This is a genomic window from Aliikangiella marina (assembly GCF_007004765.1).
GTDB classification, from domain to species: domain Bacteria; phylum Pseudomonadota; class Gammaproteobacteria; order Enterobacterales; family Kangiellaceae; genus Aliikangiella; species Aliikangiella marina.
This window is the reverse complement of the sequence record NZ_VIKR01000005.1, coordinates 428612-441553: the sequence shown is the minus strand read 5'-3', so window position 1 is coordinate 441553 and position 12942 is coordinate 428612. Positions and strand designations below refer to the sequence as shown.

The 12942-nt window shown below is 42.5% G+C and carries 11 protein-coding genes; 9 read left to right on the top strand and 2 right to left on the bottom strand.

What is annotated here, in order from left to right; genetic code table 11:
• The first annotated feature begins 26 nt into the window (after positions 1–26).
• The 9 genes from FLL45_RS19230 to FLL45_RS19190 all read left to right on the top strand — a co-directional run bounded on the left by FLL45_RS19230 (position 27) and on the right by FLL45_RS19190 (position 10969).
• Positions 27–1451 carry an aldehyde dehydrogenase family protein gene (locus tag FLL45_RS19230; protein WP_142943679.1) on the top strand — a complete coding sequence of 475 codons (1425 nt, stop codon included), beginning with the start codon at positions 27–29 and terminating at the stop codon, positions 1449–1451.
• A gap of 92 nt (positions 1452–1543) precedes the next feature.
• Complete coding sequence (locus tag FLL45_RS19225) at positions 1544–2644, top strand: aromatic ring-hydroxylating oxygenase subunit alpha (protein ID WP_210247234.1); 1101 nt, start codon at positions 1544–1546, stop codon at positions 2642–2644.
• Positions 2645–2654: 10 nt separating this feature from the next.
• Positions 2655–3416 carry a dimethylarginine dimethylaminohydrolase family protein gene (locus FLL45_RS19220; RefSeq protein ID WP_142943678.1) on the top strand — a complete coding sequence of 254 codons (762 nt, stop codon included), beginning with the start codon at positions 2655–2657 and terminating at the stop codon, positions 3414–3416.
• A gap of 356 nt (positions 3417–3772) precedes the next feature.
• The gene (locus tag FLL45_RS19215; RefSeq protein WP_142943677.1) at positions 3773–3955 is read left to right on the top strand and encodes a hypothetical protein; all 183 of its coding nucleotides are present in this window, start codon (positions 3773–3775) and stop codon (positions 3953–3955) included.
• Positions 3956–4134: 179 nt separating this feature from the next.
• Positions 4135–4968: a formyl transferase gene (locus tag FLL45_RS19210; RefSeq protein WP_142943676.1), complete on the top strand. Its 834-nt coding sequence runs from the start codon at positions 4135–4137 to the stop codon at positions 4966–4968.
• A 161-nt stretch (positions 4969–5129) separates the two neighbouring features.
• Positions 5130–6437, top strand: a complete 1308-nt coding sequence (gene fahA, locus FLL45_RS19205) for a fumarylacetoacetase (RefSeq protein WP_142943675.1) — start codon at positions 5130–5132, stop codon at positions 6435–6437.
• Positions 6438–6745: 308 nt separating this feature from the next.
• A complete protein-coding gene (locus tag FLL45_RS19200) occupies positions 6746–8065 on the top strand; it encodes an NTP/NDP exchange transporter (protein WP_210247233.1) in 1320 nt (439 codons plus the stop codon).
• Positions 8066–8144: 79 nt separating this feature from the next.
• Positions 8145–9311: an NAD-dependent epimerase/dehydratase family protein gene (locus tag FLL45_RS19195; RefSeq protein WP_210247232.1), complete on the top strand. Its 1167-nt coding sequence runs from the start codon at positions 8145–8147 to the stop codon at positions 9309–9311.
• 791 nt (positions 9312–10102) lie between these two features.
• On the top strand, positions 10103–10969 hold the full coding sequence (locus FLL45_RS19190) for a DUF3750 domain-containing protein (RefSeq protein ID WP_185964553.1): 867 nt from the start codon (positions 10103–10105) through the stop codon (positions 10967–10969).
• A 34-nt stretch (positions 10970–11003) separates the two neighbouring features.
• Here the strand turns inward: FLL45_RS19190 and FLL45_RS19185 are convergent, their stop codons facing one another.
• Entirely contained in the window at positions 11004–12107 is a 1104-nt protein-coding gene (locus FLL45_RS19185) for a 1-acyl-sn-glycerol-3-phosphate acyltransferase (protein ID WP_142943673.1), read from the bottom strand.
• Between the two features lie 235 nt (positions 12108–12342).
• The gene (locus FLL45_RS19180) at positions 12343–12942 is read right to left on the bottom strand and encodes a GNAT family N-acetyltransferase (RefSeq protein ID WP_142943672.1); all 600 of its coding nucleotides are present in this window, start codon (positions 12940–12942) and stop codon (positions 12343–12345) included.

The window sequence follows — 12942 nt, the reverse complement described above, 5'->3', positions numbered from 1 at the left end:
GCGGTCCAGTTTACGAGGACTAATCAATGCGACACTACCAACAATTCTATATAAACGGCGAATGGGTCAACCCTGCTGCTGACAATTCATTTGATGTAATAAACCCAGCGACGGAAGAGGTGTGTGCCAGCATTTCACTCGGTGCCCAAGCCGATGTTGATGCAGCTGTCGCGGCCGCAAAAGAAGCATTTAAGACTTGGTCAATCAGCAGCAAGGAGGAGCGGATAGCCATTTTTGAATCGATAATCGCAGAGTATAAAAATCGCTACAATGATATGGCCGCTGCGATTAGTGAAGAGATGGGTGCGCCAGTTTCCTTAGCGACCAAAGCACAAACAGGCTCGGGTCTTGGGCATTTGAAAACTGCCATGGCCGTTCTTAAAGAGTTCGAATTTACCGAGCAAAGTGGTAATAGTCGGATTTTTAAAGAACCGATCGGCGTCTGTGGCTTGATTACTCCCTGGAACTGGCCGATTAATCAGATAACCTGCAAAGTCGCACCTGCACTCGCCACAGGGTGTACTATGGTGCTTAAACCCTCAGAAATTGCGCCTCTGTCGGGTTATATTTTTGCAGAAATATTGGACAAAGCCGGCGTACCGAAAGGCGTATTCAATTTAGTCAATGGTGATGGTCCAGGAGTTGGCACATTGCTATCCAGTCATCCTGATGTTGACATGATATCTTTTACCGGCTCAACCCGCGCCGGCTCGTTAGTTGCGCAAAACGCCGCCCCAACGGTCAAGCGCGTGACGCAAGAGCTTGGGGGTAAATCCGCTAACATCATACTCGATGACGCCGGATTTGGATCCGCAGTCAAGCGCGGGGCATTCAGTGTTTTCAATAATACTGGCCAATCCTGTAATGCACCGACCCGAATGTTAGTACCCAATAGTCGCATGGAAGAAGCGGCAGAAATTGCAGCGAATGCTGCAGCAAGAGTTCAAGTTGGAGACCCACAAGAGGAATCCACAACGATGGGGCCACTCGTCAGTAGTATGCAATTTGATAAAGTACAAAACCTTATTGAAACCGGTATTAAAGAGGGCGCAAACCTAGTTTGTGGCGGTAGCGGAAAGCCCGAAGGAGTGACAAAGGGTTATTTTGTAAAACCGACGGTATTTAGCCAAGTAAATAACCAGATGACTATTGCACGCGAGGAGATTTTTGGTCCCGTACTATCGATTCTCGGCTACGATACTGATGAAGAAGCCATTGAAATTGCCAATGATACGCCTTACGGTTTAGCTGGTTATATCCAAGGTCAGGATATGCAACGCGTCGCTCACATCGCTTCAAAAATTCGCGCTGGTAATATCAATATCAATGGCCAGTCCGGCGACTTGAATACACCTTTCGGCGGTTATAAACAATCCGGCAATGGACGCGAGTGGGGTGTGCACGGGTTTGAAGACTATTTAGAAACCAAAGCGGTCAGTGGATTGGAATAGCGGGATATTTATTTTTTATACTTTTGAGCCCCTCGCTAAAATACTGCCAGGGGCTAGTTTAAATTGTCATAAGCGATGAATAGGAACCACTGATGCAATTATCACCAGAGATACTCGACCAACTAATGCCAGCGGATCCTGACAATGCTTTCACGCTTCCCGCCTCATTATACACTGACAATGACATCCTTAAACTTGAATACCAAGCCATATTCGAATCACACTGGCAATTGGTAGGCCATATTGACCAACTAAAAGCTATCGGCGACCAATTGATTTGTCAGGTTGGTCGAATACCAGTGGTTGTCGTTAGAAACTCATCAAATGAGCTAAAAGCTTTTCACAACGTATGTCGTCATCGAGCGGGCCCGGTCGCAATAAAAAATGCTAACGATAAAGTTCTCCGTTGTAAGTATCATGGCTGGACCTACACCCTCGATGGTGAATTAAGGAGTGCACCAGAAATGAACTCTACGCCTCATTTCGATGTCTGCCAATATCACTTACCACAAGCCAAAATTGAAACTTGGCAAGGCTTTGTTTTCGTATGCATTAATGAATCGCCGCCAGCGCTCGACGACTTATTGGAGGGTATACAGCAAACCATTTTACCAATCGACCTCTCGACTTTTTCTTTCAGTCATCGAGATGAATATTTAATTGACTGTAATTGGAAAGTTTACATGGATAACTATTTGGAGGGTTATCACTTACCCCATGTCCATCCAGGCTTGAATAAACTATTAGACTACCGTAGTTACGACACCATATTGCATCGCTGGCATAGTTATCAATATAGCCCTCTGGATAACCCAGAGACCGACGACAGTAACTTTTATGGTGATGGCCAAGCTCATTACTACTGTGTTTTTCCAAATCTTATGCTCAACATCTTACCAGGGCGTTTGCAAACCAATATCATTATTCCTGATGGTGTAGAAAAAACTAAAATCTATTTTGATTATTACTATGACAATATGGGCGCTAAAGAGACAGAGTCATTGATCGCAAAAGACCGAGAATTTAGCGACGAAATTCAAGAAGAAGATATTATGATCTGTGAGCAAGTACAAAAAGGCCTTAATTCTGGTAGCTACCAGGCAGGACGCTTGTGTATGAAACGGGAATCAGGTGTACTCCATTTTCAAGATTTAATCAGGCACTCACTAAAAAGTGCCTACACCGATGATTAGGGGATCCAAGATGTTTTCAAAAGCCATCGTGAGAACGCCATGCCAATCTATGATTGAGGGAATCACAACTGCAAACTTAGGCAAGCCCGATTATCACAAAGCGCTCGCTCAACATGCCGATTACATCGAAGCGCTCATTGAATGTGGTCTACAGGTCACTATTTTGCCTGCCGATGAAAAATTTCCTGACTCTACATTCGTTGAAGACACAGCACTTTTAACTCCCCATTGTGCAATCATCACTAATCCGGGTGCAGCGTCTCGTAAGGGGGAAGTTACCTCAATGATACCAGTGGTAGAGCAATTCTATGATCGCGTAGAGTTTATCGACGCACCTGGGACAGTTGAAGCCGGCGACATCATGATGGTCGGTGATCACTATTACATCGGGCTATCCGCGAGGACTAACGAAATCGGGGCCATGCAAATGATCACCTTTCTTGAGAAGCATGGTATGAGCGGCTCGATTGTTTCTCTTTCAGAAGTACTTCACTTAAAAACAGGGTTAGGCTATCTGGAAAACAACAAGCTACTGGCTTGCGGCGAGTTTTTAAACAAACCCGAGTTTGCGACATTCAGTATACTCGAGGTAGACCGAGACGAGTCCTATGCAGCCAATAGCCTGTGGATTAATAATCGCGTTTTAGTCCCGGCCGGCTTTCCGAAAACGCTCGCCTTGATTAATAAAGCCGGATACCAAACCAGAGAAGTCAATGTTTCTGAGTTCCAAAAAATCGATGGTGGCTTAAGCTGTTTATCGCTTCGCTTTTAAATTCGAGCTTATCAATAACCGATAAGTTTCGACTAATTAATTCAAGTAATTTGTTAAAAACCGTAAAAATTTTTTGTGACGATTTCCTAAATGTAACCGAAAGTTAACGGCTATAACTTTCGGTAATTTTCCCATTGATCAGCAACTTTTTTTGTTTTATTTTCGCTAACTGAACAGCTTACCACCGTTATTCAATAAAAATTCAACTTGAAGATTCTGACAAGGAAGACAGAATATTTTCCTTCAGTCTTTAGTGGTATTAATTCTTGAGTTGTCAACTGTAGAGTTGTTACAAAAGGACGGGGCTGCTCTGGCGCGTAATAAATTTTAAACACTGAAAAAAAGGTTTTGGGATAATGTTGAAAAAAATGATATTTTTAAGTTCGATGCTTTTAGTTGTTTCTTGTGCTTCAACAACTCAAGTTGCATCAAATGACAGCTCGCAACAAGAGAAAGTTGCGCAGAAAGAAGAAAAGAAACAGACTATCGGCAGAGATTGTGAACGAAAGAGAACAGGCTCTCGCTTTAAGCGCTGCTAATTTTTGTCAAGCAGGCTCAATCTAAAGCAGTGCAAATCGCACTGCTTTTTTGTTTCTGGTGCATATAGTCTTTTATAAATAGAACCTAAATTCTCTAGGACTAAGCCCTAACTAGCGCTATGCTATGGTATTAATATGCCGAGGCTTTACCAGCCAATGAATTTGCCAATCAGTGAATAATGAAGCTAGTCATCCTTGCCAACAAAGATATTGCTAGTAATATCGCGCTTAACTATTTGGTTCGCGGGTTGAAGCAACACATCATCCGGATTTTTTTATCTGATCATGTTGGCGCCCAATCTAAAAAGCCAAAAGCTTTGCTTGATTTAAAGTTTTTTGAACAAGACTTATTCAATCAGATCGTTTTTCCGAATATTGATAATCAGGAAACTAATAATAATCCGGCAAATTCTAATTCAGCAAATTCCCAACTAAAAACCTTTCACCAACTCGCCAGAGAATCGGGCCATGAATTGGCCACCTTAAACGATATTAATCAAGTCACCGGACTCGAAAAACTCACCGCAGAAGCACCAGACCTGATACTTTCTGTCAGATTTGGAAAGATACTCAAGTCACCAGCAATCGCCACAGCCAAACTTGGCGTCATTAACTTACATTCAGGATTGTTACCTGAATACCAAGGCGTTATGGCAACCTTTTGGGCGATGTATAACCAAGCTTCACACTATGGTTCCACGTTACATTTTATTGATAGTGCGGCAATTGATGCAGGACCGATAATCAATCGCAATACAGCCACTCTCGATTATTCGAAGAGTTATTTAGAGAATGTTTTAGCCTTGTACGAAACCGGCTGTGACGCAATGATTGAGGCGGTTACACAGCTCTCAAGCGGACAGGCTTTAAACGCCCAACCTCAACAGGGAAAGGCGGAATATTTTACCTTCCCGACAGATAACCAGCTACAAACCTTTTTTGAACGTGGTTTAACCCTGTTCGATACAAACCATATCATACAGCTAGTCAAAGCTTATCAAGGCGACGAATAAAGTCGATTCAAATCCTATATCATCTAGCACTCAGATAGAATAGCCTTTCCCGCTGCCACTGCTATAATAAGCGCCTTCAAATATTCAATATTTTCGATGGTATTAGAGATAACTTAATCAAATTCTCATCATCACCAACCCATAAAGGAGTCTTGAGAAGCATGCTAAACGAAACTCATAACCCGGAACTGACTAGTTGGGTCTCATCCGCTAACGAGGAAAATACAGACTTCCCAATCCAAAACTTGCCTTTCGCAATATTTCGACGAGCAGGCACCAACGAATCCTTTAGAGGCGGCGTCGCGATAGGAGAAGAAGTACTCGACTTAGCTGCAGCCAAAGACTCTGGAGCCTTCGACGGATTAGCACTAAAAGCCTTAGAAGCGTGCGACTCTGATGCCTTAAATGATTTTATGGCTATGGGTAAGGAAGCTTGGTCAGCATTGCGTCTTGCTCTGTCACAAGCTCTGCGCAGCGGGTCAGAAAAACAAACGTTACTTGAGAGCTGTTTGGTTAACCAAGATGATGTTGAATACTCATTACCCTGCCGTATTGGTGATTATACTGATTTTTATACCTCTATTTACCATGCGACAGCCGTCGGCAGTTTATTCCGCCCTGACAACCCGTTACTACCTAACTACAAATGGATCCCTATTGGCTATCATGGACGCTCTTCTTCAATCGACGTGTCAGGCCAGGCATTTAAGCGCCCGAAAGGTCAAATAAAGGCTCCTGACGCAACTGAACCAAGTTTTGCACCTTGCAAGAGATTAGACTATGAAATGGAAGTCGGAATTTACATCGGCAAAGGTAACGATCTAGGAGAGCCTATTTCGATTGAAGCGGCCGAAGATCATGTATTTGGCTTATGTTTATTCAACGACTGGTCCGCACGAGACATCCAAGGGTGGGAATATCAACCACTCGGACCGTTTCTCGCCAAGAACTTTGCGTCTACAGTTTCGCCGTGGATTGTCACTAGCGAAGCGCTTGCACCGTTCAGAGCAAGCTGGACGCGAGACGCCGCTGACCCTCAGCCGCTGGATTACCTCGAATCTGAGAACAATCGCGCGCAAGGCGGCTATGATATTGAACTAGAAGTTCAATTAGAAACTGAAAAAATGAAACAAGCTGGAGAGCCTGCCAGCCATTTATCATTATCTAATTTCAAACACTCTTATTGGACGGTCGCGCAAATGGTCACTCATCATACCGTGAACGGCTGTAACTTAATGCCTGGCGATATGTTTGGCAGCGGCACACAATCCGGGCCAGAGCATAAAGAAGCAGGCTCTTTGCTGGAGCTTAGTCGCGGTGGCAAGGAACAAATAAGTCTCGATAATGGTGAAAAACGCACCTTCTTGGAAGATGGAGATACCGTTATCATGCGCGGTTGGTGTGCTAGAGAAGGCGCTAAACGGATTGGCTTTGGTGAAGTCACTTCAACGGTTATTGCTGCCGACTAAATAAGTTATAAAGGGCGCTGTTTAAGCGCCCTCGTCTTTTATTGTGAGCCCAATCGCCTGCGGTTCATAATTCTTAATCAACGAAAAACTCGACTCTCAGCTCAACCTTTAGCTCTACCTTCAGCTCTATTCTTAGCGCAAGTTTGTTCCCAGTTAACAACTATTCTTGCTTACTCGACCACAATCGAAACATAGTCTTACATCAGCTCGCTTGAGCAATTAGTAGACAGTTGCTAACCTCGTCGAAATACCCCTGATAACATCAGGGAAATAAATTTTTGCGTCGCAATTAAAAAAGGTATAACAAAGTGAACGCCACTAGCGCCAACCCTTTCACCAAAATGATTAAAGCGCTCTCCAAAATAGAGCCTCACGAAATCAAAGCCACTGTCATTTCTTTCTTACTCGTGATGATCTTAATGGCGGCTTATTACATCCTTCGCCCAGTTAGAGATGCAATGGCCAGTGATTGGAGTGATGCGGAAGTTAGTACCCTTTGGACGATCAATTTTTTCTTTAGCTTCGCTATTGTCGCCTTCTACGGTCTCGCCGCTTCAAAAATTTCAATTAAAAAGTTAGTACCCAGTGTTTATGGTTTTTTCGCTTCAACTTTTATCCTATTTTATTTAGTTACCACAGTTATTGATAATACGACCTATATCGACAAAGGCTTTTACGTCTGGGTAAGCGTTTTTAGTTTATTTCCTCTCTCTGTGTTTTGGAGCTTTATGGCTGATATATACAGTCGTGAACAATCCAAAAGATTATTCGGCGTCATTACTACAGGGGCCAGCGTGGGCGCAATGATTGGCCCATCAATACCGTTATTATTCTCTGACTTAGGTACCTACAATTTAATGCTGCTCGCAGCGGTCGTTTTGCTTTTTACACTACCTGTCGTTATCTATTTACGGCGTTTAGATTTCACACCGGAACAAGACAGTTTCACGTCACCTCCTCGCAACGAACTCAATGCTTTAGGGGGTAACCCACTAGCAGGTTTTAAATTATTTCTTACTAACCCATTTCTGCTCGGAATAGGGATATTCTTATTTTTGTACACAGGTATTGGTTCGTTCATTTACTTTGAATTGAAAAATTTGATGGCAGACTTTACTCGGGAACAACGAACAGAAATTTGGGCTTTTATGGATCTAGCCACAAATAGTCTAACCATCATTGCAGGTTTATTTGTTACATCGCGGTTGGCGACTAAATTCGGATTGGGACTGACATTGGCATTTTTACCGATTATCGTGCTCGGCGGATTATTATCGGTGGCTATGTTGCCACTACTTTCAATTGTCGTCGGCTTACAAATTTTCCGCCGCGGCGGTAACTATGCGATTACCAAACCAGCAAGAGAAATGCTTTTCACTTATGTTGATCAAGAAACTCGCTTTAAAGCCAAGCAAGTTATTGACGTCGTGGTTTACCGAGGTGGGGATGTTTTTTGGAGCTGGGCTTTTACATTACTGACTACGGTAATTGGACTGGGAATGGCAGGTGTCGCCCTTGTCGGGGCTGGAATTGCTGGAGTCTGGGCATCAGTGGGCATTTACCTCGGAAAGAAAGCCGCTCAACAAGATCAGCAGACTCCCCTTAAAGGTGAAAGCCAAATAGGTTGAGTAATAAAATAAGTTATAAAATAACTAATAAAATCGGTAAAGAAAACCGAAAAACAAAAATCGGGAACAGGAGATCACAATGACAAAACGGCGAGATTTTATTAAAAATGCGAGTTTGACCGGCGTTGCCCTATCAACGCTCTCATTAACCGCGTGTATGCAAGAAAGTAGCAAAGAGAGTGACCGGAAAACTGAGCAAGAAACGAGTAATAACCAACCCGCCAAAAAACTCAAAATTTTGTTTTTAGGGGGCACAGGATTTCTTGGCCCACATACTGTCAACGCTGCTATCGCTCAAGGCCATGAAGTGACTTTGTTTAATCGTGGAAAAACGAATCCTGAGATGTTTAGTGAGCTAGAAAAAATAAAAGGTGATCGAAATACCGCTGACATTCAAAAATTAGCCAACCGAAAATGGGATGTTGTTATCGATACCTCCGCCTATTACCCAAGGTCAGTTAATATGGCAATGGAAGTGTTAAAAGAAAATATCAGTCAGTACTTATTAGTTTCGACGATCTCGGTTTACGCTGATTGGTCAAAGCCTGGAATGGACGAATCAACGCCTGTCGGGACTATAGAAGATCCAACGGTAGAAGAAGTCAATGGTCAGACCTATGGCCCGCTGAAAGCACTTTGTGAACAGGCAGCCGAAAAACAGATGCCCGGTAAAGTCTGTACGATTCGCCCAGGACTTATCGTTGGCCCCAGAGACAAAACAGACCGCTTTACTTACTGGCCCGTGCGCATCAAAAAAGGCGGTGACGTCTTAGCCCCAGGCGACGGCAGCGACTTTATTCAATATATTGATGTTCGCGATTTAGCAGAGTGGATGGTTTACTGCGTTGAACAAAATATTAACGGCATTTTTAATGCGCAAACAAACGGTAGTGATATTACCATGAAGCAATTACTGGATACTTGCGTTAAGGTTATTAATCCAGCAGCTAATTTAGTATGGGCAGACAAAGCGTTCCTCCAAGAGCAAGAGGTTGCGCCTTGGCAAGAGATGCCAGTTTGGATTCCTGCCGAGGGAGAATACGGCGGTAGCGGTATGATGAGTTCAGCTAAAGCTTATGCGAATGGTTTAAAAGAGCGTCCGATGGAGGTTGTCATTAAAGACTGTTACGACTGGTTTACCACCTTACCCGAGGAGCGACAAGCTAACCTTAAGTGGGGAATAAAAGCAGAAAAAGAAGCGAAGGTCCTCGGTGAATGGAAATCAAAACAAAACTCACCGGCTTAATTTTTTCGATTAAGTGATTAAAAATAAGAGCCTAGTGATATTTACTTGGCTCTTTTCTCTGCTTCAGTCTCACTTTTTATGCAATATCAATCGAAAATCGTTATTGTCATGTGCGACACACTCGTCCCGTTCTTCCCTGCAATAAGAAACAAATTAGGAAATCGTCTTGTTCGCTAACTTTCAAGTTTTGCATAAAGGTTTCTAATCGGTAACATCCCAGTATTAAGAACTTAAAAGACGATAAGTGAACTTTTTTCAACTATCACATGCATTCTTATCGTTTGTCATCGAACGCAATATCAGTCACATTGTTTGCGTCAATATTAACTCAACGAGACGATTATTGAATGTTTTTCAAAATCAATGTCAATATGAATGCTTCAAGTTATCAACCCAACAATCGATCTAAATCGACTAGCGAGTACTTTAGAAACTGGATATCAAACAAGGTATTAAACAATCTCCAATTTTTGCAGGGACTCCGCTTAATGTGTTTTATTGGGATGGTTTTATGCTTAATTATTAGTGTGTTTTTGCAACCTTCTCTATTCTATGGTTTCGTTATCCAACCGTTATTATTTCTCTTTCTCCTGTTTATTCTCCAGCGAGTCAATTCAAAACTTGCCAAAGTTGCTACACTAAATCGCAATCAATCAAATTAGTTTATCGACGTTAAAATCTTTCGCACTAGCGCATTAGACATTGTCAGTGAGATTTAATTGTTTAAACTAAACGACACTATTCAACGTAGAATGAGATAGATCCGCACATTAACCTTGCGGTAATTGATAGTGAAAAACCGAATTACTATGATTTTAAAAAGAAGTTTTAAATTAGTCAGCCTTTATCTGTTTGGCGCCATTTGCAGTGTACTTTTATCAAGCTGCGCATCAACTCATACCAAAACAGCGGGAACACTCGCACCCGATACTCAAACCTATAGCGACGCAGTAGTCCAAGTTTATGGAGCGCGAACGAAAGGCACTAAAAAAGTTTTGGCGGTTCACACTTGGATTAGTATGAAAGCCGATGGAGAGGCTGAATACACTTCTTATGAAATAATCGGTTGGCGGTTACGGCGAACTGGAACCGCATTAGTTGAGCGAAGGGGCAATCCCGATAGAGATTGGTGGGGGCATCAACCTGAACTTATTCTTGATATTAGAGGCAAAGAAGCACAGCGTTTAATTCCGCAAATCAAACAGGCGGTTGCTAATTACCCGCATAAAAATAATTATCACGCTTGGCCTGGACCAAACAGCAATACCTTTACTGCCTACATTGGCCGCCAAGTTCCAGATATGGGACTCGATCTTCCCTCTACTGCCATCGGTAAAGATTATCGAGAAATCAGCGAGTCTGTCGGTTTTTCTGCAAGTGGTAGCGGAGTACAAGCTTCTTTATGGGGGTTATTGGGAATCGCTGTGGGTACAGAAGAAGGGCTCGAGTTTAATTTATTAGGGCTCAATTTCGAGCTGGATCTGTTAGATCTGGCTATTGAGTTGCCCGGTTTCGGAAGAATAGGTCCCTCGGACGCGGGCCCAACCAATCCAGAGCCATCGAGCCCTTATTCAGAGCAAATAACGGCAGATTCGCCTCAGAGGTCCGAGGCACATGCTGCAGAAAAAGCCAATATCGCTGACAGAAAAGAGGACTAAAACGTCAGTCCCCTTAAGCCAATTTCAGCAGCGTTTAATTCAACTGCAAACCTTTTTTAGCGGCCACCGGATTAGCATACATTGTCAACAACCAGCGGCGTTGATTGGCGTCCAAGTTCACCATTCGTGATTCTAGATGAGATTCATCAGGTACTGATGAATTGTCCTTAAGCAACTCATAAGCTGCATTATTGCTATCAAATAAGCGGTAATTATTGATAATCTGCTTATCGATAGCGGCAGCAATCGATTTACTATCCTGAAAATCCCCGTCAATAATCTCACCAAAAGCAATGTGAACTTTGCCTTTTTGGCCAACTAGCCCGCGTGTAATACTTTGAATATCTTCGTGCTCACTTTTTTGATAACTGCCGGTTTGTTCAATTGTTGCTAATTCTATCGCTTTATCTCTGTCACACGGATCAAGCTCATAAGAGATTGAAACAGGTACAATATTCAACTGTTTAAGATAGTCACTAATCGACAGCTCTTTAGGTTTGTTGAGCAGCAACATCGAAATTAATGCGGCATTAGTTTTATCCAAACCGTCTTTAGCTCTTCCTTCACGCTGCGCAATCCAAATATGTTGTCCATTATCCGTGAGTGCGTGATGAATATAAGCCGATAGCGTTTTTGATGCCGTTAACATCGCTCGCTTGGTTTTTTCATTTCGCTTTACAATAAAGCTTTTGTTAAGGCGCATTAAATCAGAGATCCATTCTTTGGTAAGTAAATTATCACCAATCGCAATTTCTACCGTGTTGGCACCGGATTCAAAAAGCGCCATGTTTACTAATGCGGGGTCAAGAACAATATCTCGATGATTACTGACAAATAAAGTCGGTTGATTCATATCAAGTTTATCAAGTCCAGAATAAGAAAAGCCGTCCGTGCTTTTTTTAATCAGACGAAACAAATATTTCGCCATTTCATTCTGCACATCAGATACACTTCTTACTTGCTTGACACGCATTTTTAGTGAGACTTTTACGATTAGTCTCGCTAAAGACGGAAAAAATTTATAAATGTATGGCAGTGTATAAATTGCCACGGAATTTTGTAGCTCTTTTTCTGCAACTAATTTATTAATCACCGATACGACTTCTGAGTCACGATACGGGCGAATATCATCAAACATAAAATACTCTTTACACTTACACGAAAAACATAATTACCTTAACTTCCTGCGAAAGCTATCAAAACGACTCTCATGACTAACTATCAATCAGAATCTGTGTAACATGTTTTCAACACTTCTTGAAAATAAAAACGCGCCATTATAGCGGAAAAATATCGCTTGCCACTGAATTAATTATTAAGATTCATCATCCTATTCACTGGTCAGAGGATTGTAATGCAAGCACCGCCATTTTTTATTTGGGCAGCCGCTGCATTATCCAATATTTAGAATGAGAAAACGGCTCGTCAAATTCCGCCACGACTTCAAATCCCAGGCGTTGGTAGAATGTCATATTACGCGGCGTAAAAGTCTCCAGATAACAACCAGTTCCCGTTTGATCTAATTCACTTAAGGTACCTTCAAGTAAGCCCGGCCCTAAGCCTTGACCTTGAAAGTCAGGGAGAATGCCGATTATCGATAAATACCAGGAATCATCGGCTATAACCGAGCGAGACTGTGCTGCCATGTAATCACACATTGATTGATAGGCGTTGAGACTTGATGCGCCCATTTGTTTTGAAATGAATTGGCGTTTTTGTTCCGTTTTTAAAGATTCTTTTTCTTTGTCCAAAGGAAAAGACCAAATCGAAACGCCATAGTGTTGCTCAGGAATAAAGCAACGACCAAACTCTTTAGCTTCAACGATGGAATAGTCCATATACGCGAGCATGGCTTGATGCTTGTCAGCTTGCTCTCCACTCACCGAATCTTCCATTGCCTTATAAAAACCATCTTCCTTAAGCGCTAAACGCAGTGCTTCTGCTAACTCTGGAAAAACGAGTTGATAAGCCAC